This window comes from Lacisediminihabitans sp. (genome assembly GCF_036404185.1).
Taxonomy (GTDB): Bacteria; Actinomycetota; Actinomycetes; order Actinomycetales; family Microbacteriaceae; genus Lacisediminihabitans.
The window spans coordinates 25,916-49,577 of the sequence record NZ_DASWPB010000005.1; the positions used below are offsets into that span (position 1 = coordinate 25,916).

Genomic DNA, 23,662 nt, shown 5'->3' on the forward strand with positions numbered 1-23,662 from the left:
GCAAGCGCCTACACGAAGATTCGCGATTTGGTCGTGAGACCCGCGGAGATCCACTCACGAAGAGGCGCCTCCCAGGCAGCCTGCGCTAGTCTGGTGTGTCTTTGTCTGTTGCCGCTGTGGGCCGAGAGCCCCATTCCCCCTGACCTCGCCCCCTAGTGCGAGGTGCCGTTGCGGCTCGTGACACGGGGGGTCGCCGATCATCCGTCGAGCACGGCAACACGAGAGGAGTAACCCAGAGTGCGTTTAGTCGCCGCCATCGTGAGCTTCGTCATCGCCTTCGGCCTGATCGCGCTCGGCATCGCCCAGCGCACCGTCTTCGCCGAGCCGGATAACGTCACCGCCTCCGTCGCCCTGACGGGCAGGGCAACCGTCACCTTCCTCGACAACAAGACCCTCCGGTCGCTCGACGGCCGCCAGACGGTGGACATCAGCGGCGCGGACAAGGTCTTCGCGGGCTACGGACGCACGGAGGACGTGCTCGCCTGGATCGGGAAGGCCAGCTACAACGACATCCGGTTCGTCAAGGGCGACAACACGCTCGCCAGCAAACTGGTCAAGGGCGACGAGACCCGCGTGCCGGATCCCCGTGGTTCCGACCTCTGGCTCGGCGAGTATTCGCGGGCCAAGAGCCTCGACTTCACCGTGAACGTCCCCAGCGACATCTCGATGATCATCGTCTCCGACGGCACGAAGCCGGCGCCGGATCACCTGTCCATCCGCTGGCCGCTCGACAACCGCACCCCGTGGGCCGGGCCGCTCGTCGTCGCCGGCGGCATCCTCCTGCTCATCGGGCTCGGCCTCTACTTCTGGGCCCTCGCCCACCTCAGGCGGTCTCGCGGGCCCCGCCGCAAGACACCCAAGATGCCCAAGGTGCCTCGCCAGCGCAGTTACCGCCCGCACAAGCAGAAGGTCACGGTCTCCGGTCGCAGGTCGTCGCGTCGTCGTATGATCGCAGTCGTGCCAGTCGTGTTGATCGGGACTCTCGGGATAAGCGGATGCTCGGCGGATCTCTGGCCGCAGTTCGGCAGCGATGGCGCGGCCTCCGCCGTCCCCAAGGCCTCCGCCACGGTCCCGGTGACGGCCGGCCAGAGCCCGCCCGCGGTCACGCTTCCGCAGCTCAAGCGCATCGTCGCCCGGATCTCCGAGGTCGCGACCAAGGCTGACGCCGACAAGAACGCCGATCTGGCGAAGACCCGTTTCGTGGATGCCGCGCTCGACCTCCGCACGGCCACCTACGCCATCCGCACGGCCGACAGCAGCTACGCCCCGGCAAGCACCCTCGCCGCGGCCCCCGCCATCCCGAGCGGCGACATCGTCCTGACCCTGCCGCAGCAGACGAAGACCTGGCCGCGCACGGTGTTCACCGTCGTGCAGAAGCCGGGGGACAAGACGGTCCCGCCGGTCGCCCTCATGCTCGTGCAGGATGCGCCGCGGGACAACTTCAAGGTGGCATACGCCACCGCCCTCGAGGCCAGCGCGAAGCTCCCCGACGTCGCCCCGGCGAGCGTCGGCGCCTCCCGGCTGCTTCCCGACGTCAAGCTGTTCCAGCTCGCCCCCTCGAAGGTGGCCATGGCGTACGGGGACATCCTGGCCAACGGAACGGCCAGCCCGTACTTCAAGGAGTTCGACACGACGAAGGACACCCTGATCACCCGCATCGGGCAGGATGCACGGAAGAAGCAGCAGGCCGACCTGCCGACGGCGTCGATGACCTTCGCCAACAGCGACGGCCCCGCGGACAGCATCGCGCTCGGCAGCTCCGACTCCGGCGCGATCGTCACCGTCTATCTCAACGAGACCGTCACGGTGAAGCCCAACGAGGCCGGCGCCTCGGTCAACCCGGAGGGTGCGGTGAAGTCGCTGTCGGGGATCTCCGGCTCGACGAAGGGGACAGAGGCCGTGTACGGCGATCAGCTGCTCTTCTACCTGCCGCCCGTCAGTAGCACAAACAAGATCGTCCTTCTCGGTTTCGCCACCGGACTCGTCTCGGCCAAGGAGCTGCCATGACCAATCTCCCCCCGTCTCTTGCCAACCTCCGCGGTGCGGTCGACCTCTCCTCGCTCGTCCGTCCCCCCGCTCCGCCCGCCGGCGCCCCCGCCGCGGGCGCCCAGTCGCTCGTCGTGGAGGCGACGGACGCCACCTTCACGAGCATCCTCGACCTCTCCCAGACGGTCCCGGTCATCGTCGAGCTCTACGCGGGGTCGCCGTCGGCGACCCTCACCGGGGTGATCACGAGCTACGCGGGGCGGTTCGTCCTGGCGACCGTGGACGCCACGAGGAACCCGCAGCTGCAGCAGGCCTTCCAGGCGGTCGCCGCCCCGACCGTCGCCGCCGTCATCGCCGGTCGTCCCGTCGCCCTGTACGAGGGGGACGTCCCGGACGCCGACGTGCGCCAGGTGCTCGAGCAGGTGCTCAAGCTCGCCGCACAGAACAACGTCACCGGCTCGGTGACCCCGCCCGACGGCTCCGCCGAGCCCCAGGAGCCGGTGGAGGCGCCGCTGCCGCCGCACCATCAGGAGGCCTACGACGCCATCGCCGCGGGGGACTACGAGACCGCGATCAAAGAGTACAGGACCGCGATCGCCCAGGACCCGCGCGACCAGCTCGCGGTGGCCGGCCTCGCCCAGGTCTCGCTGCTCGCCCGGCTCGGGAGCAGCTCCGCCGCGGACATCCGCGCGGCGGCGGCCGAGGCGCCGGCCGACGTCGAGACCCAGCTGGCGGTGGCCGACCTCGACGTGTCCGGCGGTCATCTCGAGGACGCCTTCTCCCGCCTGCTCGACCTCTTCCCGAGCCTCGACCAGCAGGCCAAAGACCGCGTGCGCACCCGGCTGCTCGACTACTTCGAGATCGCCGGCGTCGACGACCCGAGGGTCGTCGCCGCCCGCCGCAGGCTCACCGGCCTCCTGTACTGATCCGGGTGTGCCGGCCTGCCGCTACCGCCGCAGCTTGAGCCAGAGGCCCGCGAGCGGCGGCAGCGTGAGCTCCGCGGATGCCGGCCGCCCGGCCCATGGCTGGTCGGTCGCCACCACCGCGCCGTAGTTGCCGACGCCGGAACCGCCGTACTCCGAGGCATCCGTGTTGAGGATCTCCTCCCAGAGACCGGGGAACGGCAGCCCGACCCGGTACGGCCCGACGGGGTTGCCGGAGAAGTTCATGAGCACGGCGATGGGATCGCCGTGCTGGTCCCAGCGCACGAAGGAGACGACGTTGTGCTCGGCGTCGCCGGCATCCAACCATTCGAAGCCGCCCGGGTCGTTGTCGCGGGACCACAGGGCGGGCTGCTCGCGGTAGACCCGGTTGAGCTGGCCGACGAGGGTCAGCAGGCCGCGGTGCACCGGCTGGTCGAGGATCCACCAGTCGAGCCCGCGCTCCTCCGACCACTCGGAGGGCTGCCCGAACTCCTGTCCCATGAAGAGCAGCTGCTTACCCGGGTGCGCCCACATGAAGGCGAGATAGGCGCGGAGGTTCGCGAGTTTCTGCCACTGATCGCCGGGCATCTTGGTGAGGAGGGAGCCCTTGCCGTGCACGACCTCGTCGTGGCTGATGGGCAGCAGGAAGTTCTCCGTGTAGGCGTAGACCATGCTGAAGGTGATCTCGTTGTGGTGATAGGAGCGGTACATCGGGTCCTGCTCCATGTAGGAGAGGCTGTCGTGCATCCAGCCCATGTTCCACTTGAGACCGAAGCCCAGCCCCGGCGCGTCGGTGGGGGCGGTGACCCCCGGCCAGGCCGTCGACTCCTCGGCGATCATGACGATGCCGGGGTTCCGCTTGTAGGCGGTCGCGTTGACCTCCTGCAGGAAGCTGATCGCCTCGAGGTTCTCCCGCCCGCCGAAGCGGTTCGGCTCCCACTGCCCGTGCTCCCGCGAGTAGTCGAGGTAGAGCATGGACGCGACGGCATCGACCCGAAGGCCGTCGATGTGGAAGTCCTCGAGCCAGTAGAGGGCATTGGCCACGAGGAAGTTGCGCACCTGGGAGTCGCCGAAGTTGAAGACCAGGGTCCCCCAGTCGGGCTGTTCGCCGCGACGGGGATCGGAGTGCTCGTAGAGCGGCTGGCCGTCGAAGTTCGCCAGCGCCCATTCGTCCTTGGGGAAATGGGCGGGGACCCAGTCCATGATGACGCCGATGCCGCCCCGATGGAGCCGGTCGATGAGGTAACGCAGGTCGTCCGGGTGCCCGAACCGGCTGGTCGGGGCGTAGTAGCCGGTCACCTGATAGCCCCAGGATCCGCCGAAGGGATGCTCGGCGAGCGGCATGAACTCGACGTGGCTGAACCCGGTCTCGTGGAGGTAGTCGACGAGCTGGTCGGCCAGCTCGCGATAGCCGAGGCCCGGCTGCCAGGAGCCCAGGTGCATCTCGTAGACGCTCAGCGGGGAGTTGTGCGGATCGCGGCCGGCCCGCGCGCGCAGCCACTCGGCATCACCCCACTCGTACAGGGTCTGGCCGACCCGTGAGCCGGTCGCCGGCGGCACCTCGGTGTAGCGCGCCATCGGGTCTGCGCGGGTCACCCAGCGGCCATCCTGCGTGAGCAGCTCGAACTTGTAGGTGTTGTCGGGGGTGAGCCCCGGCACGAAGAGCTCCCAGACGCCGTTGTCGTCGAGCCGGCGCATCGCGTGGTTCACGCCGTACCAGCCGTTGAAGTCGCCGAGGACGCGGGCGGCCCTCGCGTGCGGGGCCCAGACGGAGAAGCTGGTGCCCTCGACCCCCTCGTGCGGGCGGTACTGGGCGCCGAAGACCTTCCACAGCTGTTCGTGGCGGCCCTGGCCCCACAGGTACAGGTCGAGCTCTCCCACCGACGGGACGAAGCGGTAGGGATCGTCCGCCACCCACTCCGGGCCGTTCGGGTAGGTCGCCACGATCCGGTACGCCTGACCCGGACCGGGGGCGAAGCCCTGCCACAGCCCGTCGGCGAGATGGGCGAGCGCCACGCGGCTGCCGTCGGCGCGCACCGCCGTCACCGTCTCCGCCAGCTGCCTGACCACGCGGATGACGAAGCCGTCGCCGAACGGGTGCTGTCCGAGGGTCGCGTGGGGCTGCGGATGTCTGCCATCGACGAGCGAGCGCACGTGGTCTGGGTGGAGTTCCGGGAGCGGCGCGACCGCGGCCTTCCGCCGCTTCGTGGGCTCGACGACCTTCCTCACCGCGGCGGCGACCTCCGCCGCCTCGGCTCCGACGATCTCCGGCAGCGGTTTCTTCGGCGTCTTGCCTGATTCCTTGGCCATCTACTTGCCCTTCGGGAGCTCAACACGCAGGATATGGACCGGCTCGACGAACGCATCCAGCCTGACGAAGTTCTGCAGGCCCCAGATGAACTTCTGTCTGGTGATGAGGTCGGTCACCTCGAAGCTCTCTGACGGGTCGATCCCGAACCGGGTGGGGTCGAGATAGACCGTGGTCTCGCGGGCCGAGTGCGGATCGACGTTGGCGACCACGATGATGGCGTCGCCCCTGCCGGAGCGGGTGTACCGGCCGTCGAGGTACTTGCTGTAGACGAGGATCGCCTCGTCGTCGCTCCAGTGCACGTCGAGGTTGCGCAGCTGGCGGAGGGCGGGATGCTCGGAGCGGATCTTGTTGAGCAGCGTGACGTACGGGGCGAGCGAGCGCCCGGCCGCCTCCGCGGCCGCGTAGTCCCTCGCCTTGTACTCGAACTTCTCGTTGTCGATGTTCTCCTCGGAGCCCGGACGGGCGACGTTCTCGTAGAGCTCGTAGCCCGCGTACATCCCCCAGCTGGGCGAGGCGGTCGCGGCGATCGCGGCGCGGATCTTGTACGCGGCGGGTCCGCCGAACTGCAGGTACTCGGTGAGGATGTCCGGGGTGTTCACAAAGAGATTGGGCCGCAGGTAGGCGGCGTGCTCGTGGGAGATCTCGGTGAGGAACTCCTCGAGCTCCGTCTTGCTGTTGCGCCAGGTGAAGTAGGTGTACGACTGCTGGAAGCCCACCTGTGCGAGCGAGTAGAGCATCGCGGGGCGGGTGAACGCCTCGGCGAGGAAGACGACGTCCGGGAACTCGGTGTTGACCTCGTGCAGCAGCCACTCCCAGAACTGCAGGGGCTTGGTGTGCGGGTTGTCGACCCGGAAGATGCTCACGCCGAGGCCGATCCAGTAGCGGACGATGCGCAGGATCTCGGTGCGGATGCCGATGGGATCGTTGTCGAAGTTCAGCGGATAGATGTCCTGGTACTTCTTCGGCGGGTTCTCGGCGTAGGCGATCGAGCCGTCCGGCAGGGTCGTGAACCACTCCGGATGCTCCGTCACCCACGGATGGTCGGGGGAGCACTGGAGGGCCAGGTCGATCGCGACCTCGAGTCCGTTCTTGGCGGCGGCGTCGAGGAAGGCGGAGAAGTCGTCCACGGTGCCGAGGTCGGGGTGGATGGCGTCGTGGCCGCCCTCCGCGGAACCGATCGCCCAGGGAGAGCCCGGATCACCCGGCGCGGCATCCAGCGTGTTGTTCGGCCCCTTGCGGAAGCTGGTCCCGATCGGATGGATGGGCGGCAGATAGACGACGTCGAAGCCCATCTGCGCCACCGCAGGCAGCCGCCTGGCCGCCGTGCGGAAGGTGCCGCTGACCCAGCGGCCGTCCTTGGTCCGCTTCGCCCCCTCCGACCGGGGGAAGAACTCGTACCAGCTGCCGGCACCGGCGAGGGAGCGTTCCACCCTGATCTCGAGCGGCAGACTCAGCGTCTGCAGGCTCGCGAGCGGCTGCCTCTCGATCTCCGCGGTCACCCGGGGATCCAGCGCCGCCTGGAGGCGCAGCAGCGGGTCGAGACTGCGCGTCGCGATGGTCGCGGCCGCCTCCTTGAGCACCCTGCTCTCCGGATCGGCCTTCGCCGCCCTCGCCAGCAGCTGACCGCCGATGGTCAGCATGAGCTGCACGTCCACCCCGGCCGGGACCTTGATCTCCGCGTTGTGCAGCCAGGTGGCCCAGTCGTCGTTCCAGGCCTGGATGCTGTAGATCCAGCTACCCTGGACGTCCAGGAGCACATCGACCTGCCAGCGGTCGATCCCGATGCCGACCTCGTGCATCCGGTGCTTCGCCTGGAGACCGTTGGGGCTCGTCAGGAGCAGGTCGACACCCAGGAGGTCGTGCCCCTCCTTGAAGACGGTCGCCTGGAACGGGACCACCTCCCCGACGTAGGCCTTGGCAGGCCAGGTGTTCTCCGGCTGCTGCGGGGAGAGGTCTCGGATCGGAATGCGACCCATCTTCGGTTCGTATGCCATAGCCACTCCTTGACCGTAGCCCGTCGCGGGGCAAAACTCTTCCCCTTGACTCGGCGCCCGGCCGTGTTCCGGCCCCCGGAAGGCGGAAACTTAATGGATCGGTAACCTCGGTCACCTAGGGTGGATCGGATGAAGGCCATTCGACGTTTCACCGTCCGCACCGTTCTGCCCGAAGCGCTGAGTCCCCTGGAGGAACTGGCGAGCAATCTGCGCTGGTCGTGGCACCTGCCGACGCGCAGACTCTTCGAGGACATCTCCCCCCAGCTCTGGGAGGCCAGCGGTCACGATCCGATCGGACTGCTCGGCGAGATCGAGCCCTCGCGGCTGCAGGAGCTGACCGCCGACCGCGAGTTCGTCGCCAGGGCGCAGGCGCTGCTCGATGACCTGCACACCTATCTGACCGAGCCGCGCTGGTACCAGCAGAACGTCGCGGCGGACGCGCCGAAGTCGATCGGCTACTTCTCGCCGGAGTTCGGCATCGCCGCCGCCCTGCCGCAGTACTCCGGCGGCCTCGGCATCCTCGCCGGCGACCACCTCAAGAGCGCCTCGGACCTCGGCGTCCCGATCATCGGTGTCGGCCTGTTTTATCGTTCGGGATATTTCGCCCAGGCGATCTCGCCGGACGGCTGGCAGCAGGAGTCCTACCCCGTCCTCGATCCGGACGGGCTGCCGCTGTCGGTGCTGCGCCACCCGGACGGGACGGCCGCCCACGTGGCTCTCGCCCTCCCCGGCGGCCGCGCCCTGTACGCGAGGGTCTGGCAGGTCGCGGTCGGGCGCATCCGCCTGCTGCTGCTCGACACCGACATCCCCGAGAACGAGGACGATCTGCGCTCGGTCACCGATCGGCTGTACGGCGGCGGCGGCGAGCATCGCCTGCTCCAGGAGCTGCTGCTCGGCATCGGCGGCGTGCGCGCCATCAAGCTGCTCACCGAGCTCACGGAGACGCCGGCCCCCGAGGTCTTCCACACCAACGAGGGCCACGCCGGATTCCTCGGTCTCGAGCGCATCAGCGACCTCATCGGCGAGGGGCTCTCCTTCACCGAGGCGCTGCAGGTCGTCCGCGCCGGCACGGTCTTCACCACCCACACCCCCGTTCCCGCGGGCATCGACCGCTTCGACGGGACGCTCGTGCGACAGTACTTCTCGACCGGCCTGCTTCCCGGGGTGGCGGTGGACGACGTGCTCGCCCTCGGTGCGGAGAACTACGCGGGCGGGACCCCGAACACCTTCAACATGGCGATCATGGGCCTGCGCCTCGGCCAGCGCGCCAATGGCGTCTCGAAGCTGCACGGCGAGGTGAGCCGGGGCATGTTCGGCCAGCTGTGGCCGGGCTTCGACAACGCCGACGTGCCGATCACCTCGGTGACCAATGGCGTGCACGCGCCCACCTGGACGGACTCGTCCCTCGTCGCGCTCGCCGCCGACCGCCTCGGCACCTCGGACACGACGGCCGCCGACTGGATGTCCCCTGTCGTCACGGACGCGGACCTCTGGAACGTGCGCAACGGGATGCGCGAGCAGCTCGTCGCCGACGCCAGGCGTCGGGTCGCGGCGGCCTGGGCGGAGCAGAACCCGACGAGCATCGGGCATCCGGCCTGGATGGCGGAACTGCTCGATCCGAACGTGCTCACGATCGGGTTCGCCAGGCGCGTCCCGACCTACAAACGCCTGACCCTCATGCTGCACGACCCGGAAAGGCTGCGGTCCATCCTGCTGTCCAAGGAGCATCCGGTGCAGATCGTCATCGCCGGCAAGTCGCATCCGGCCGACGACGAGGGCAAGCGGCTCATCCAGAAGCTCGTCGAGTTCTCCCAGGAGCCGGACATCCGGGGCCGCATGGTCTTCCTGCCGAACTACGACATCGGGATGGCCCAGCTGCTCTATCCCGGCACGGATGTCTGGCTGAACAACCCGCTCCGCCCGCTCGAGGCCTGTGGCACCTCCGGGATGAAGGCGGCGCTCAACGGCTCGCTGAACCTGTCCATCCTCGACGGCTGGTGGGCCGAGTTCTACGACGAGGAGAACGGCTGGGCCATCCCGAGCGCCGACTCCGCCGGAGACGGCGCCGAGCGCGACGAGCTCGAGGCGAACTCGCTCTACGATCTCATCGAATACCAGGTCGCGCCGCGGTTCTACGATCGTGACGCCGACGGGGTCCCCACCAGGTGGGTGGAGTCGATCAGGCACACGCTCGCCACCCTCTCCCCGGCCCTGTCCGCCGACCGCATGGTCCGCGAATACGTCGAACGGCTCTACCTGCCGGCCGCGGCCGCGGAGCGCGCCGTGTCGGCCGACTCCTACGCCCCGGCCAGGACCCTCGCCGAGTGGAAGGCGAAGGTCACGGCGGCCTGGCCGCACGTGTCGGTGGCCCACGTCGAGTCCGGCGGCGTCGACGCCGTCCCGCAGGTCGGCGACGAGCTGCACGTGCGCGCCCACGTCAACCTGGACGGGCTGAGCCCGGAGGACGTCGCGGTCGAGGTCGTCTACGGCCGTGCCCGCGAGGGCGATCAGCTCGTGTCCCCCGAGCGGGTCGAGCTCGTCGCGACCCCCGGCTCGACGAACCCCGTGCAGTTCACCGGCACCGTGCCGCTGGCGCGGGCGGGAAGCTTCGGCTACAACGTGCGGGTCGTGCCGCGGCATCCCCTGCTCGCCTCTCCGGCGGAGCTCGGCCTCATCGCCGTCGCCAGCTAGCTCAGGCGCGACCGATCGCGGAGAGCACGGCGTTCGTCGCGCTGATCAGGTCCAGCGGCGCCAGCTCGATGTCGAAACCGCGCCTGCCGCCGCTGACGAAGACGGTGTCGAAGAGCTCGGCGGTCTCATCGAGAACGGTCGTCAGGCGCGACTTCTGGCCGATCGGGCTGATGCCGCCGACCAGGTAACCCGTCTTGCGTTCGGCCACCGCGGCATCCGCCATGACGGCCCTCTTCGCGCCCACCGCCGCGGCGAGGGCCTTGAGATCGAGGTGGCCAGTCACCGGGACAATGCCGACGACCAGCCTGCCGTCGGCATCGGCGAGCAGCGTCTTGAACACCCGATCGGCCTCCACCCCGAGGGCGGTGGCCGCCTCCAGCCCGAAGGCCACGACGGACGGATCGTGGGAGTACTCGTGCTGGACGAAGGGGATCCCGAGCCGGGTGAGGGCGACGGTGGCCGGAGTGCCCGCCATGGGTCAGCGCGCCTGGAACAGCTGCATGGACGCCGGCGCGAGGGTGAGCTCGTCACCGGGCGCATGGGTCTCGATCGGCGCGTGGTCGTCCGCGCTGTTCCAGAGCAGCTCGTAGGAGGCGACCCCCTCGTGCTCCGGCAGGCAGACGGTCTCCTCCACCTCGAGGCCGTGCACGATGAGCAGGATGCGGTTGAACTCCTCGAACTCCGGTGTCGAGGCGGCGAGGTACTGCAGCGTCCTCTCGGTGGGGGAGTCCCAGTCCCTGGCCGACATCGACAGGCCCTCCTTGTTGAACCAGTCCATCTGGGTGGCGGAGGGTACCGTCTCGCCGAAGATCCCGTATCGCACGGGGCGCAGCGCCGGATGCTCCCGCCGCAGGGCCAGCAGCCGCTTGGAGACGCGGAGCAGGTCGTCCTGCCAGTCCTCGCGCTCCCACGGAAGCCAGACGAGCTCGCTGTCGTGGCAGTAGGCGTTGTTGTTGCCCCGCTGGCTGCGTCCGAACTCGTCGCCGGCGGTGATCATCGGCAGCCCGGCGGAGAGCAGGAGGGTGCCGAGCAGATTGCGGATGGCCTTCTCCCGCGCGCTCAGCACCGCGGCGTCGTGGGTCGGGCCCTCGATGCCGTAGTTGAAGGAGTGGTTGCTGTCGGTGCCGTCGCGATTGTTCTCGCCGTTGCCGAGGTTGTGCTTGTGGTTGTACGCGGTCAGGTCGGCGAGCGTGAGGCCGTCGTGGGCCGTGACGAAGTTGACGGAGGCGAGCGGGCCGCGCTCCTGGGAGAACACCCCGGCCGAGCCGGAGAGCTTCGACGCGAGCTGCCCGATCCCGATGGGGGCGACCCCGTGCGCCCGCGCGGCGCCGATGTCGGTGAGCCAGAAGTCGCGCACCCGGTCGCGGTAGTCGTCGTTCCACTCGGACCAGCCCCTGCCGAAGCCGCCGACCTGCCAGCCGCCCGCACCGATGTCCCACGGCTCGGCGATCAGCTTCACCCCGGCCAGCCGCGGATCGTCCACGATCGCGCGCAGCAGCGGATGCTCGGGGTCGAAGTCGCCGCGGGCGTCGCGTCCCAGGGTGGCGGCGAGGTCGAAGCGGAAGCCGTCGATCTGCACCTCGTTCGCCCAGTAGCGCAAGGAGTCGAGCACGAGCCGCTGAGCGGCGGGCGTGCCGAAATCGACCGTGTTACCGCATCCGGTGGTGTCGATGTACCTGCCCCTGGCGTCCTGCCGGTAGTAGTTCGCGTTGTCCAGGCCCCGCAGCGAGCTCGTCGGCCCGTCGACGGTCTCCTCGGCGGTGTGGTTGAAGACCACGTCGAGGATCACCTCGAGTCCGGCCTCGTGCAGCAGCTTGACCATGCCCTTGAACTCGCGCAGCACGGCGCCGGTCCCGCCGGACTGGGCCGCCCTGGAGGCGTATGCGGCGTGCGGGGTGAAGAAGTTGAGGGTGTTGTACCCCCAGTAGTTGACGAGACCCTGCGTGACCAGACGCTGCTCGGTGACGAACTGGTGCACGGGCAACAGCTCGATGGCGGTCACGCCGAGGTCCTTGAGATAGCCGATGGCCGAATCGTGGGCGAGGCCGGCATAGGTGCCGCGCAGCTCCTCCGGGACAGCCGGGTTGAGCTTCGAGATGCCCTTGGCATGCGCCTCGTAGATCACCGTGTGGTCGAGCGGGACGTTCGGTTTGCTCGTCCCCGCCCAGTCGAAGGCCTCGTCCTGGACGTAGGAGCGCCAGCCGCCGTCGGCGGTGCGGGAGAGTCCGCGCGCATACGGGTCGATCAGGTGCAGCGACGGATCGAACCGGTGGGTCGGTCCGGTCGGTCCCGTCGCCCTGAGCGAGTACTGCGTTCCCGGGCGCAGACTGGGGGAGCCGCCCGACCAGACGCCGGAGGCATCCTTCGACAGGGGGATGTATTCGGCGACCCAGCTCGGGTCCTTCTCGCTGAAGACGCACAGCTCGATCGCCGTGGCGCTCGCCGACCAGACCCTGATCCGGCCGCCCTCCGGACCGGATCGGACGCCGAGATCGGTCAGGGGGTCGGTTTCAGGCACGCGTTCTAGAGTAATGACTGCGCGTTCGTCACGGATCGCGCCAGGCGGAGGGAGAGGTTGTGGTCGTCTACCTGGACCATGCCGCGACGACGCCGATGCTCCCGTCCGCCATGGCGGCCTACACCTCGGCGCTCGGCATCGTCGGCAACCCCTCCTCCATCCACAGCCAGGGCCAGAACGCGAAGCGGATGCTCGAGGAGGCCCGCGAGGCGGTCGCCGCATCCCTCGGCTGCGAGCCGATCGAGGTCGTGTTCACCTCCGGGGGCACGGAATCGGTCAACCTGGCGATCAAGGGGCTGTACTGGGCGCGCAACGGGGTGCCGGATGCCGCGTCGTCCGGCACGGCGGCCGCCGCGCGCGGGGCGGCACCGCTCCGGCGCCCGCGCATCCTCGTTCCCCGCGGCGAGCACCACGCCACCATCGACACCGTCGAGTGGCTCGAGCGATACGAGGGTGCGATCGTCGAATGGCTGCCGCTCGACTCCGTCGGCCGCGTCCGGCTCGAGGCGCTCGAGGATGCCCTCGCCGCCCACGACGACATCGCGCTCGTGACCCTGCTCTGGGCGAACAACGAGGTCGGCACGATCCAGCCGGTGGCCGAGGCCGTGGCGCTCGCCGCGGCGCACGGCGTTCCCGTGCACGCGGACGCCGTCTCGGCCTATCGGCATCTCCCCATCGACTTCCGGGCCTCCGGGCTCGCCGCCCTCTCGGTGTCCGCGCACAAGATTGGCGGACCGCTCGGCATCGGCGCCCTCGCCCTGTCCCGCACCGCGAGTCTCGTGCCGCTCATCCACGGAGGCGGTCAGCAGCGCGACGTGCGCTCCGGCACCCAGGACGCCCCGGCCGCCATCGCCTTCGGGGTCGCGGCGGCGCATCCGGCACCGTCCCTGGTGGGGCTGCGCGACCGGATCATCGCCGGGGTGCGGGCGGCCGTGCCCTCCGCCGTCCTCCGCGGCGACCCCGATGACCGGCTCGACAACAACGTCCACTTCACCTTCCCCGGCTGCGAGGGCGACTCCCTGCTGTTCCTGCTCGATGCGGCCGGCGTGTCGGTCAGCACCGGGTCGGCCTGCCAGGCGGGCATCCCGGAGGCCTCGCACGTGCTGCTCGCGATGGGCCTGAGCGAGGCGGAGGCGCGCGGCGCGCTGCGCATCACCGTGGGCCACACGACGACGGCGGCCGAGGTGGAGACCTTCCTCGCGGCGCTGCCGGAGGCGGTCGCACGGGCTGCACGCGCCGGCTACTCCGATCGGGCGGTCGCCCTCGGCCGCTGAACGGCTCTCGTCGGGAACGGCTCTCGTCGCCGGTCGCGCTCCCGCCGGCCGCGTACGTTCCCGCCGCGCACGTCGTCCCGCCGCGCACGTCGTCCCGCCGCGCACGCCGTCGTCCCGCCGCGGGGCCGTCGCCCGTGTCCGATGCGCCGAGACGGTCGATGCGCCGAGACGGTCCGGCGCGCCACGCCGTCGTGCATAACTCCTGCGATCCGCGTTCGCAGACCGGCTTCGACCCCCGTCGAAGGGACCTCGGAGAAATTCTGCAGGAGTTATGCACGGGGAGGGCTTGCGGCGGCGCGGTTGCGGCCTGTAACATTTTACTAACAGGTGTCAGGGATGGTGGATATGGATGCTGAGGAGCTCAGCGGCAAGCTCTCCGCCATCTCGAGCACTCAGCGCATGCGTATCCTCGCGCTGCTGACCGGCGAGACACTCCACGTGAGCGAGCTCGCCCGGCGCATGGGGATGTCCAGGGCGTTGCTGTACATGCACCTCACCAAGCTCGAGGAGGCCGGGTTCGTGACCGGTCATCTCGAGATGTCCGACGACGGCAAGGCCATGAAATTCTTCGAGGTCGTGCCGTTCACCCTGAACCTCACCGCGGAGACCCTCGTCGCCGCGGTAGCACACACAGAAAGCGAGAAGAACTGATGGATGCCGGAGCGGTCGGTGCGCTGATTCCCGTGGTGGCGATAGCGGGAGGGATCACCTACGCGATCCTCAACTCATACTGGAAGTCGAAACGTTACTCAGGGCCTTCGGCGGAGCTTGCGGGCGCACTCGAGGCGAGCACCGCGGCCAACCGCGCGGTCGCCGAACGGCTGGAGAACATCGAGGCCAGACTCGGGGTCGTCGAGAAGACCCTCACCGACATCCCTTAGGCCGCCTCGCCCTAGACTTCAGGGAGGAGGACACCGTGCAATTCCTTTCGAGCCCGTTCGTGTGGCTTGCCATCGTCGTGATCGTGGCCATTCTCGCGAACACCGTGCGCCGGGTCGTCGGCAAGAGCCTCGAGACGCGCAGGTATGTCGCCGATGCGGGGCAGGGCGGCCACTACAAGGCCCTCGCCGAGGAGGCGACCGCGCTGAATCGCCACGTCGCGGTGCAGCTCGACGACCTGAACGCGCGCCTCGCCGCCATCGAGAAGGCCATCGCCGACCTGCCGTGACCGCCGGGCGCGGCCCTCGCGGCCCCACCGGTTTTGCGGGCACGTCTCGCGCGGCGCCGTTTAGACTTGTGCGGTGAAGGTTCTGGCGGCGATGAGCGGTGGTGTCGATTCCGCGGTGGCCGCGGCGCGCGCCGTTGACGCTGGCCACGACGTCGTCGGCGTCCACCTCGCCCTGAGCCGGATGCCGGGAACGCTCCGCACAGGGAGCCGCGGATGCTGCACCATCGAGGACTCGATGGACGCCCAGCGGGCCGCCAACATCATCGGCATCCCCTATTACGTCTGGGACTTCTCCGAGCGGTTCAAGCTCGACGTCGTCGACGACTTCATCGCCGAGTACTCCGCCGGCCGCACCCCCAATCCGTGCATGCGCTGCAACGAGCGGATCAAGTTCGCCGCGCTGCTCGAGAAGGCCATCGACCTCGGCTTCGACGCGGTGGCGACCGGCCACTACGCCACGATCCTCACCGACGAGAACGGCAACCGGGAGCTGCACAGGGCGGCCGCCTGGGCGAAGGACCAGTCCTACGTGCTTGGTGTGCTCACGGCAGAGCAGCTCGCGCACAGCATGTTCCCGCTCGGCGCGACGCCGTCGAAGGCGGAGGTGCGGGCCGAGGCCGCCGCCCGCGGCTTCAGCGTCGCCACCAAGCCGGACTCCCACGACATCTGCTTCATCCCCGACGGCGACACCCGCGGCTGGCTGGCCGAGCGGGTCGGCGCCGAACAGGGTCAGATCCTCGACCGGTCAGGCGCCGTGCTCGGCACTCACGAGGGCGCGCACGCCTTCACCGTCGGCCAGCGCAAGGGGCTGAGCATCGGATTCCCCGCCGACGACGGCCGCCCGCGGTTTGTGCTCGAGGTGCAGCCGAAGACGAACACCGTCGTCGTTGGGCCGAAGGAGGCGCTCGACATCGCCGAGATCTCCGGGGCGACGTTCAGCTGGGCTGGGCTGCCGCCGGAGGATGCGTCCGTTCCCTTCGACTGCCACGTGCAGATCCGCGCGCACTCCGACCCGGTCGCCGCGATTGCCGTTGTCCGCGACGGCGCACTCGTGATCACACCGGTCGAGCCCCTGCGCGGTGTCGCTCCCGGTCAGACCGCGGTGGTCTACCTGGGCACCCGTGTGCTCGGCCAGTGCACGATCGACCGGACCGTGTCCGCGGTGCCGGAGCCGGCCACCCGCTGACGACCCTCGCGCAAGCCCCTCCGCGATGTCGCGGGCGCCGTTTAGGCTGGGCGGATGGCGAACGACGACGACCAGGACGCCGAGCGGCTGAGCCTCGAACAGGCCGGTGACGAGGCGGGAGCACTGACCACGCGCATCCTCGAGCTGCGCGATGCGTACTACGAGCGCGACGAGGTGCTCGTCGACGACGCCGAATACGACCGGATGCTGCGCCGCCTTCAGGAGCTCGAGCGCCTGTTCCCCGAGCTGCAGAGCCAGGACTCGCCGACCCAGACCGTCGGGGGCCGCGCCGAGACGACGCTCTTCGCCCCGGTCAGGCACGCCGAGCGGATGCTGAGCCTCGACAACGTCTTCTCCGTCCCGGAGTTCGAGGCCTGGGCCGCGAAGGTCGAGCGGGACTCCGGCCGCGCGGTCGACTATCTCTGCGAGCTCAAGATCGACGGTCTCGCGATCAACCTGCGGTACGAGAACGGTCTGCTCGTCAGCGCGGCCACCCGCGGTGATGGAGTCGTCGGGGAGGACGTGACCCAGAACATCGCCTTCGTGCCGAGCATCCCGGCGCGCCTCGCCGGCACCGGTCATCCGCCCCTCGTCGAGGTCCGCGGCGAGGTCTTCTTCGAGTCGAAGGTCTTCGACCGGCTCAACGCCGATCAGGTCGCCGCGGGCGAGCGGGTGTTCGCCAACGCCAGGAACGCGGCGTCCGGCAGCCTCCGTCAGGTGCGGGAGAACAAGTCGGAGGCCCAGCTCGAACGGATGTACAGGCGGCTCGCCCGCCTGAGCATGCTCGTGCACGGCATCGGGGCCTGGCCGGATCCGCCGGTGCGGTCGCAATCCGAGATCTACCGCCTCCTGGCCGGCTGGGGTCTGCCGACGAGCTCGCACTACGAGGTGAAGAAGACCGCGGGGGAGGTGGCCCGGTTCATCGAGTACTTCGGCGAGCATCGTTCGAGCGTCGAGCACGAGATCGACGGCATCGTCATCAAGGTCGACGAGCTGGCCCTGCACGAGGAGCTCGGCGCCACCAGCAGGGCCCCCCGCTGGGCGATCGCCTACAAGTATCCGCCGGAGCAGGTCAACACCAAGCTGCTCGACATCGTCGTCAGCGTCGGCCGCACCGGCAGGGTCACCCCCTTCGCGGTGATGCAGAAGGTGCGGGTCGCGGGCAGCGAGGTGCGCCAGGCGACGCTGCACAACCAGGACGTGGTGAAGGCCAAGGGCGTGCTGATCGGGGACACCGTCGTGCTCCGCAAGGCCGGCGACGTGATTCCCGAGGTGCTCGGGCCGGTCGTCGAACTGCGTGACGGCTCCGAGCGCGAGTTCGTGATGCCCAGCCACTGTCCGGAATGCGGCACGGCGCTCGCGCCGGCGAAGGAGGGCGACGTCGATCTGCGCTGTCCGAACGCCCGCAGCTGTCCGGCACAGGTGAGGGGGCGGGTCGAGCACGTCGGATCGCGCGGCGCCCTCGACATCGAGGGCCTCGGGGAGGTCGGTGCCGCGGCGCTCACCCAGCCGGACTTCCCGGAGGAGCCGCCGCTGGTCACCGAGGCGGGCCTGTTCGCGCTGACCCTGCCAGCCATCTTCCCGATCAGGGTCACGGTCAGGGACTCGGAGACCGGCCTCGTCAAGCTCGACGACGACGGCACCCCGCGAACGGAATCGCCGTTCAAGCGCAAGCGGCAGAAGCGAGACGGCGACTTCGATCCCGCTGCCCCCTTCGCCGGCGACGAGGAGTACGTCCCGTCCACGGCGGCGGTGAGGCTGCTCGACGAGATCGAGCGGGCGAAGACCAAGGAGCTGTGGCGCATTCTGGTCGCGCTCAGCATCCGGCATGTCGGGCCCGTCGCCGCCAGGGCGCTCGCCGCCTATTTCGGCTCCGTGCAGGCGATCCGGGACGCCTCCAGGGAGGAGCTCGCGGCGGTGGACGGTGTCGGCGGCATCATCGCCGACGCGGTGATCGACTGGTTCGCCGTCGATTGGCACGTCGAGATCGTGGAGCGCTGGACGGATGCCGGCGTGCAGTTCGCGACGCCCGGTCACCCGGGGCCGGGTGCGGCCGCTCGGGCCGGCGGTCTCCTGGAGGGGCTCACGGTCGTGGCCACGGGCAGCCTCGAGGGCTTCACCCGCGAGGGCGCTCAGGAGGCGATCATCGCGGCGGGCGGGAAGGCGGCCTCGAGCGTCTCGAAGAAGACCGACTACGTCGCCGCAGGTCCCGGAGCGGGCTCCAAGCTGGCCAAGGCGGAAGAGCTCGGGGTCACCATCATCGACGCGGCGCAGTTCGCGAGGCTGCTCGAGTCCGGGCCGGAGGCACTCGAGGCGGAACGACCGGAGCCTCCCGAATAGCGGAGTCTGCGCCCGGCTCGGACGGCGGAGACTGCGCCCGGCCGGCGGCCAGGATCGTCAGGCACACCGCGGCCCGGTGAGGGCGGTCCGCGACGCTTGGCAGACCCTGGGCGACGACCGTCCAGCCTAGGAAACGGACCCGATTCTCCCTATCATGGGGGTGAACGGTTTGTGGCACCGCGAGAGCGTCGTCGCGGAGGTCACTGCCGATGATTGGATCCGCCAACCGGTGCTGTTCGACGTCGCAGCCATGCTGTACACCTCCGGCGCCATGAACGGCGTCTCGGAGGCCTTCGGGTTGCGCGAAATCGCCCATCAGGTCTCCGCCCTGGTGGTGACAGCCGACCCGTCCGTCCAGGATCCCTCCGGGATCGGAGACCTCATCGACGCCGGCCGGAATGCCGACCCGACCACACCGGTCTCCACCCGGCTCGACCCCACGCTGCTCTCCCATCTGGACGGCAGCGCGCTGCTCGACCGGATCGGACTGCTCCCGCGGTCACAGGTCGCGCAGTTCGCGGCGAAGAACCCGTCGTCGATCGAGCGGATGATCGTCAGCCCGCCCAAGGCGGCCGCGGTCACCTCGTGGTGGGCAGATCTGCCCGCGGCGACCAGGGTCTCGCTCGGCAAGACCGTGCCGGAGCTGGTGGGCAACCTGGACGGGCTGCCCTTCCAGGCACGGGACGCGGCCAATCGGCTCGCCCTGAAGCAGGCCATCGCGAAGGAACGATCGTCGGTCGATTCCGGCCTCGGGCGCGCGCAGCTGGTCAAGGGGCGGCATCACCTCGACGTGCTGGAACAGGTGCAGCGCACCCTCGCGACCAAGCCGGGGGAGCCGAGGCGGCAGCTGCTGACCTTCGACCCGAAGGGCGAGACCCGCGCCGCCGTCGTCGTCGGCGACCTCGCCACCGCGGATTACGTGAGCTACCTGGTGCCCGGCATGTTCTTCACCGTCGACGGGCAGATGTACGACTGGACGGTCATCGCCCAGGACCTCTACACGGAGCAGGCGAGCTGGCTGAAGCTCCTGGCCGCGAGCGACGACTCGATGGCGGGAAAAACAACCGCGACGGTGGCCTGGATCGGGTACGACACCCCCGGTGTGCTGAGCATCGCCTCCCTCGACCGAGCGGACGAGGGCGCGAAGTTCCTTGGCAACGCCGTGCGGGGCGTGCAGGCGGTCCGGGCCGGCTCGGAGCCGTACGTGACGCTCATCAGCCACTCCTATGGCTCGACCGCCGCCATGATCGAGCTGGCCAAGGGCGACGTGACCGTGAACGCGCTGGCGATGATCGGCTCGCCGGGCAGCGCCGCCCAGTCGGCGTCCCAGCTCGACGTGAAGGGTGACAACGTCTATGTCGGGGAGGCTGCCTGGGACCCGGTCGTGAACACGGCCTTCTACGGCAGCGATCCTGGCACCGCCGCGTTCGGCGCCCACAAGATGAGCGTCGCAGGCGGAACGGATGCGGTGACCCACAAGAAGCTCACGCCGGCGATCGGCCACCTCGGCTACTTCGACCCGGGCAGCGAGGCGATGCGCAACCTCGCCCTCATCGGCATCGGACAGGACTCCCTCGTCACCGACGGGACACTCGCCGACGCCGGCCGGACCATCGCCGGGGCGAAATAGCCCTCACGATCCCCGTCCCTGGCGGTCGCGTTCGGACGGATCGCGGTTGACCGGCGACGATGCCGCAGAGGACGAGTGCTGATCCGATGCCCTGCGGCCAGCCGAAGGGCTCAGCGCCGAGGACAGCACCGAGAAGCACTCCCATCACCGGGTTGAGGAGCCCGATGAGACCGACGGCTCCCGCGCTGAGGCGCCGCAGGCCGGCGAACCACACGCAGAAGGCCACCGCCGTCGCCACGACGGTGACATAGGCGAATCCGACGACGGCCGGGCCATCGAGCGACGGAAATCGTCCCTCCACGACAATGGCGATGGGGAGGATACACAGACCACCGGCGATCAGCTGCCAGGCGGTCAGAGACAATATCCTCACCTCGGAACCCCACCGTTTGGCAAGGAGGTATCCCGTTGAGGACATCGTCATCGCAACCAACGAGGCAAGGATCCCGAGACCGTTCACCGATCCGCGGCCTCCGCCGAGCATGATGCATACACCGGCGATTCCGATGGCCGCACCGAACAGGGAGACCAGGCGGGGTCGTTCGTCGAGCAGCGGCCAGGCCAACAGCAACATCGTCAGCGGCGACATGGCCATGAGGGTCGCCGCGAGCCCGGAGGGCAGCAATTGCGCGGCCGCGTAGATCAGCGTGAAGAATGCTCCGACGTTCAGGACGCCGAGCACCGCGGACTTCCACCACCACGATCCGCGCGGACGTTCTCTGACGATCGCGAGAAGCACGACGCCCGCGGGCAGCGCCCGGATCACCGCACCGTACAGCGGGTAATCGGGTGGCAGGAAATGCCGGGTGACGAAATAGGTGGATCCCCACGCGAGGGGCGCGATCGCGGTGATTGCGAACCATCGGAAATTAACTTCCATGGAAGATACTATATCTTCCCGGGAAGCTAGTATGGACCGATGAGCAGCTCTGTTGATCGTGTGGCCAGGATCCAACGGGAGTGGGCGAAGGAGCGTCCGGATGTCGACGTGCGCCCTCAGGGAGTGATCGGGCGACTCCATCGGCTCGCGGCGGTCCTCACAGCCGAGCTGGTGGTTGTCTACGACAAACACGATCTGACGGAGGGCGAGTTCGATGTCCTGGCGGCTCTCCGGCGTGCGGGCGAGCCATTCGAACGTGCCCCGGGTGAGCTGGCCGCCTTCACGATGGTCACCACCGGAGCGATGACAAAACGCGTTGACCGTCTGATCCGGGCCGGACTGGTCACACGACGTATCAGCGACGACGACGCCAGGGGCAGGGTGGTCGCTCTCACCGCGAAGGGGCTGGCGCTCATCGACCTGGTCTTTCCGGAACACATGGACAACGAGCGCCGACTCCTCGGAGTTTTCACGGAGCGGGAGAGGGGGCAGCTGGAATCCCTGCTCACGAAGTGGCTGGCACAGTTCGAGGATCAGCCGGGGCAGGAGGGATGATCGGTCCGAGCGATGAGGGCGGGTTCGGCCGTCGTGGAGGCCGATCCGAGGCGCTAGAGCGAGCCGGGGCCTCGTTGGCGCCGGGAGACCCCGGTGGGCCGGAATAGACTGGGGTGTCATCTTCTACAGCCTTGACCGGCAACCAGACGCACGGAGTCGAATGTCCGAGATCACGACCGAACAGGTCTCTCACCTGGCCAATCTGGCGCGCATCGCGCTCACCCACGAGGAGATCGAGAAGCTCACCGGCGAGCTGGACGTCATCCTCGAGTCGATCGCCAAGGTGCAGGAGGTGGCCACCGCCGACGTCCCGGCGACGAGCCATCCCATCCCGCTCAGCAACGTCTTCCGTTCCGATGTCGTCGGCGACACCCTGAGCGCCGACGAGGCCCTGAGCGGCGCCCCCGAACACGACGGCAGCCGGTTCAAGGTGTCCGCGATCCTCGGCGAGGAGCAGTAATGGCCGCCTCGAACGGCAGCGTCGACCTCACCAGGCTGTCCGCCGCCTCCCTCGGCGAGCTGCTCACCTCCCGCGAGATCTCCAGCGTCGAGGTCACCCGCGCCCACCTCGACCGGATCGCCGCCGTCGACGGCGATGTGCACGCCTTCCTGCACATCTCGAAGGATGCCATCGACACGGCGGAGGGCATCGACGTGCTTCGCCGCAGCGGCGACCAGCTCGGCCCGCTCGCCGGTGTCCCGATCGCCATCAAGGACGTCCTCTGCACCCTGGACATGCCCTCGACCGCGGGCAGCCGCATCCTCGAGGGCTGGGTCCCGCCCTACGACGCCACGGTCGTTCGCAAGCTGCGTGAGGCCAATCTCGTCCCGTTGGGCAAGACCAACATGGACGAGTTCGCGATGGGCTCCTCGACGGAGCACTCCGCCTTCGGCCCGACGCACAACCCCTGGGACCTCGATCGCATCCCCGGCGGTTCCGGCGGCGGCAGCGCCGCGGCCGTCGCGGCTTTCGAGGCACCGCTCGCCCTCGGGTCGGACACGGGTGGGTCCATCCGTCAGCCGGCGGCCGTCACCGGAAGCGTCGGCGTCAAGCCCACCTACGGCGGGGTGAGTCGGTACGGCGCGATCGCCCTCGCGAGCAGTCTCGACCAGGTGGGCCCCGTGACTCGCACGGTGCTCGACGCCGCGCTGCTCCACGACGTGATCGGCGGTCATGATCCACGCGATTCCACCTCCCTCAGTGACGACTGGCCGAGCTTCACCGCGGCGGCGCGGAAGGGCCAGCAGACCCGCAACCTCAACGGCGTGCGCGTCGGCGTGGTCAAGGAGCTCGACGCCCCCGGATTCCAGCCAGGGGTGAGCCAGCGCTTCCACGAGACCCTCGAGCTGCTCGCCTCCAACGGAGCAGAGATCGTCGAGGTGAGCGCCCCGAACTTCGAGTACGCCGTCGCCGCGTACTACCTGATTCTTCCCGCAGAGGCCTCGAGCAACCTCGCCAGGTTCGATTCGGTGCGATTCGGCCTCCGGGTCAACCCTGTTGGCGGAGGGACCGTCGAGGACGTCATGGCCGCGACCCGCGAGGCCGGCTTCGGCCCGGAGGTGAAGCGCCGGGTCATCCTCGGTACCTACGCCCTGAGCGCCGGCTACTACGACGCCTACTACGGCAGCGCCCAGAAGGTGCGCACGCTCATCCAGCGCGACTTCGCGAGCGCCTTCGACCGGGCGGACATCCTGATCAGCCCCGCGGCCCCGACGACCGCGTTCAAACTCGGCGAGAAGATCGACGATCCGCTGGCCATGTACCTCAACGACGTCACGACGATCCCCGCGAACCTCGCGGGCATCCCCGGGATGGGACTGCCGATGGGGCTCGCCCCCGAGGACGGGCTGCCGACCGGCCTGCAGATCATGGCGCCGGCGCGCGCGGATGCCCGGCTCTACGAGTACGGGGCGGTCATCGAGACCCTGCTCGAGGACAGCTGGGGCGGCACCCTGATCAGCCGGGCGCCGGAGCTGGCCTAGGGCTCAGCCGCGCGAATACCGGCCTCGACCGGGGCCGCCCTTTATCGGGGCCGAGCCACCTTCGGCGTGCACCCGCTCAGCTCGAGCCCGCCCGCTCGCGGAAGGCGATCATGTTCATGCGGTTGCCGCAGCGGATGCTGCAGAACCGCTTGGAGCCGTTGCGCGACAGGTCGACGAGCAGTCCGGTGCAGTCGTCGGCCGCGCAGCTCCGCAGACGGGCGGT

19 protein-coding genes are annotated in these 23,662 nt (G+C 69.3%); 13 read left to right on the forward strand and 6 right to left on the reverse strand.

Going from position 1 to position 23,662, the window contains the following annotated elements:
- Positions 1-237: 237 nt before the first annotated feature.
- Positions 238-2,007, forward strand: coding sequence for a hypothetical protein (locus VGC18_RS00345; protein ID WP_331093043.1), 1,770 nt, complete (start codon positions 238-240; stop codon positions 2,005-2,007).
- On the forward strand, positions 2,004-2,912 hold the full coding sequence (locus VGC18_RS00350) for a co-chaperone YbbN (protein WP_331093045.1): 909 nt from the start codon (positions 2,004-2,006) through the stop codon (positions 2,910-2,912). The genes VGC18_RS00345 and VGC18_RS00350 overlap by 4 nt, the downstream gene beginning before the upstream one ends.
- Positions 2,913-2,933: 21 nt before the next feature.
- Here the strand turns inward: VGC18_RS00350 and glgB are convergent, their stop codons facing one another.
- Both glgB and VGC18_RS00360 read right to left on the reverse strand, forming a co-directional pair.
- Complete coding sequence (glgB, locus tag VGC18_RS00355) at positions 2,934-5,219, reverse strand: 1,4-alpha-glucan branching protein GlgB (protein WP_331093047.1); 2,286 nt, start codon at positions 5,217-5,219, stop codon at positions 2,934-2,936.
- On the reverse strand, positions 5,220-7,214 hold the full coding sequence (locus tag VGC18_RS00360; RefSeq protein ID WP_331093049.1) for an alpha-1,4-glucan--maltose-1-phosphate maltosyltransferase: 1,995 nt from the start codon (positions 7,212-7,214) through the stop codon (positions 5,220-5,222).
- 129 nt (positions 7,215-7,343) lie between these two features.
- Here VGC18_RS00360 and glgP point away from each other — a divergent pair, with 129 nt between their 5' ends.
- Complete coding sequence (gene glgP / locus VGC18_RS00365; protein WP_331093050.1) at positions 7,344-9,905, forward strand: alpha-glucan family phosphorylase; 2,562 nt, start codon at positions 7,344-7,346, stop codon at positions 9,903-9,905.
- A gap of 1 nt (position 9,906) precedes the next feature.
- On the opposite strand, the gene ybaK is transcribed toward glgP, so the two are convergent.
- Both ybaK and glgX read right to left on the reverse strand, forming a co-directional pair.
- Entirely contained in the window at positions 9,907-10,380 is a 474-nt protein-coding gene (gene ybaK, locus VGC18_RS00370) for a Cys-tRNA(Pro) deacylase (RefSeq protein ID WP_331093052.1), read from the reverse strand.
- 3 nt (positions 10,381-10,383) lie between these two features.
- Positions 10,384-12,423: a glycogen debranching protein GlgX gene (gene glgX, locus VGC18_RS00375; RefSeq protein ID WP_331093054.1), complete on the reverse strand. Its 2,040-nt coding sequence runs from the start codon at positions 12,421-12,423 to the stop codon at positions 10,384-10,386.
- A 59-nt stretch (positions 12,424-12,482) separates the two neighbouring features.
- On the opposite strand from glgX, the gene VGC18_RS00380 reads away from it, so the two are divergent.
- From VGC18_RS00380 to VGC18_RS00410, 7 genes are all read left to right on the forward strand, one after another.
- A complete protein-coding gene (locus VGC18_RS00380) occupies positions 12,483-13,697 on the forward strand; it encodes a cysteine desulfurase family protein (protein ID WP_331093057.1) in 1,215 nt (404 codons plus the stop codon).
- A gap of 345 nt (positions 13,698-14,042) precedes the next feature.
- Positions 14,043-14,348, forward strand: a complete 306-nt coding sequence (locus VGC18_RS00385; RefSeq protein WP_331093059.1) for a winged helix-turn-helix domain-containing protein — start codon at positions 14,043-14,045, stop codon at positions 14,346-14,348.
- Positions 14,348-14,578: a hypothetical protein gene (locus VGC18_RS00390; RefSeq protein ID WP_331093061.1), complete on the forward strand. Its 231-nt coding sequence runs from the start codon at positions 14,348-14,350 to the stop codon at positions 14,576-14,578. The genes VGC18_RS00385 and VGC18_RS00390 overlap by 1 nt, the downstream gene beginning before the upstream one ends.
- A 35-nt stretch (positions 14,579-14,613) precedes the next feature.
- Positions 14,614-14,865, forward strand: coding sequence for a hypothetical protein (locus tag VGC18_RS00395; RefSeq protein WP_331093063.1), 252 nt, complete (start codon positions 14,614-14,616; stop codon positions 14,863-14,865).
- Between the two features lie 91 nt (positions 14,866-14,956).
- Positions 14,957-16,051 carry a tRNA 2-thiouridine(34) synthase MnmA gene (gene mnmA / locus VGC18_RS00400; RefSeq protein ID WP_414672840.1) on the forward strand — a complete coding sequence of 365 codons (1,095 nt, stop codon included), beginning with the start codon at positions 14,957-14,959 and terminating at the stop codon, positions 16,049-16,051.
- 54 nt (positions 16,052-16,105) lie between these two features.
- The gene (gene ligA / locus VGC18_RS00405) at positions 16,106-18,391 is read left to right on the forward strand and encodes an NAD-dependent DNA ligase LigA (RefSeq protein WP_331093067.1); all 2,286 of its coding nucleotides are present in this window, start codon (positions 16,106-16,108) and stop codon (positions 18,389-18,391) included.
- Positions 18,392-18,545: 154 nt separating this feature from the next.
- Positions 18,546-20,021 (forward strand): alpha/beta hydrolase, encoded by a 1,476-nt coding sequence (locus VGC18_RS00410; RefSeq protein WP_331093069.1) that lies wholly within the window; start codon positions 18,546-18,548, stop codon positions 20,019-20,021.
- Here the strand turns inward: VGC18_RS00410 and VGC18_RS00415 are convergent.
- Positions 19,969-20,901 carry a DMT family transporter gene (locus tag VGC18_RS00415; RefSeq protein ID WP_331093071.1) on the reverse strand — a complete coding sequence of 311 codons (933 nt, stop codon included), beginning with the start codon at positions 20,899-20,901 and terminating at the stop codon, positions 19,969-19,971. The two genes, VGC18_RS00410 and VGC18_RS00415, sit on opposite strands and share 53 nt — an antisense overlap.
- A gap of 39 nt (positions 20,902-20,940) precedes the next feature.
- Here VGC18_RS00415 and VGC18_RS00420 point away from each other — a divergent pair, with 39 nt between their 5' ends.
- The 3 genes from VGC18_RS00420 to gatA all read left to right on the forward strand — a co-directional run bounded on the left by VGC18_RS00420 (position 20,941) and on the right by gatA (position 23,439).
- Positions 20,941-21,456: a MarR family winged helix-turn-helix transcriptional regulator gene (locus VGC18_RS00420; RefSeq protein ID WP_331093073.1), complete on the forward strand. Its 516-nt coding sequence runs from the start codon at positions 20,941-20,943 to the stop codon at positions 21,454-21,456.
- A 160-nt stretch (positions 21,457-21,616) separates the two neighbouring features.
- Positions 21,617-21,916, forward strand: coding sequence for an Asp-tRNA(Asn)/Glu-tRNA(Gln) amidotransferase subunit GatC (gatC, locus tag VGC18_RS00425; RefSeq protein ID WP_331093075.1), 300 nt, complete (start codon positions 21,617-21,619; stop codon positions 21,914-21,916).
- Positions 21,916-23,439 carry an Asp-tRNA(Asn)/Glu-tRNA(Gln) amidotransferase subunit GatA gene (gene gatA, locus VGC18_RS00430; protein WP_331093078.1) on the forward strand — a complete coding sequence of 508 codons (1,524 nt, stop codon included), beginning with the start codon at positions 21,916-21,918 and terminating at the stop codon, positions 23,437-23,439. Before gatC ends, gatA begins: the two co-directional genes overlap by 1 nt.
- 76 nt (positions 23,440-23,515) lie before the next feature.
- Here the strand turns inward: gatA and VGC18_RS00435 are convergent.
- Positions 23,516-23,662 (reverse strand): CGNR zinc finger domain-containing protein (locus VGC18_RS00435; protein ID WP_331093080.1); only part of this gene is annotated, 147 nt, incomplete at its 5' end.

Coding starts and splice junctions, on each gene's coding strand:
- VGC18_RS00350 (WP_331093045.1), top strand. CDS start 2,004: ATGACCAATCTCCCCCCGTCTCTTGCCAACCTCCGCGGTGCGGTCGAC.
- glgB (WP_331093047.1), bottom strand. CDS start 5,219: ATGGCCAAGGAATCAGGCAAGACGCCGAAGAAACCGCTGCCGGAGATC.
- VGC18_RS00360 (WP_331093049.1), bottom strand. CDS start 7,214: ATGGCATACGAACCGAAGATGGGTCGCATTCCGATCCGAGACCTCTCC.
- glgP (WP_331093050.1), top strand. CDS start 7,344: ATGAAGGCCATTCGACGTTTCACCGTCCGCACCGTTCTGCCCGAAGCG.
- ybaK (WP_331093052.1), bottom strand. CDS start 10,380: ATGGCGGGCACTCCGGCCACCGTCGCCCTCACCCGGCTCGGGATCCCC.
- VGC18_RS00385 (WP_331093059.1), top strand. CDS start 14,043: ATGGATGCTGAGGAGCTCAGCGGCAAGCTCTCCGCCATCTCGAGCACT.
- VGC18_RS00390 (WP_331093061.1), top strand. CDS start 14,348: ATGGATGCCGGAGCGGTCGGTGCGCTGATTCCCGTGGTGGCGATAGCG.
- mnmA (WP_414672840.1), top strand. CDS start 14,957: ATGAGCGGTGGTGTCGATTCCGCGGTGGCCGCGGCGCGCGCCGTTGAC.
- ligA (WP_331093067.1), top strand. CDS start 16,106: ATGGCGAACGACGACGACCAGGACGCCGAGCGGCTGAGCCTCGAACAG.
- VGC18_RS00410 (WP_331093069.1), top strand. CDS start 18,546: ATGGGGGTGAACGGTTTGTGGCACCGCGAGAGCGTCGTCGCGGAGGTC.
- VGC18_RS00415 (WP_331093071.1), bottom strand. CDS start 20,901: ATGGAAGTTAATTTCCGATGGTTCGCAATCACCGCGATCGCGCCCCTC.
- VGC18_RS00420 (WP_331093073.1), top strand. CDS start 20,941: ATGAGCAGCTCTGTTGATCGTGTGGCCAGGATCCAACGGGAGTGGGCG.
- gatC (WP_331093075.1), top strand. CDS start 21,617: ATGTCCGAGATCACGACCGAACAGGTCTCTCACCTGGCCAATCTGGCG.
- gatA (WP_331093078.1), top strand. CDS start 21,916: ATGGCCGCCTCGAACGGCAGCGTCGACCTCACCAGGCTGTCCGCCGCC.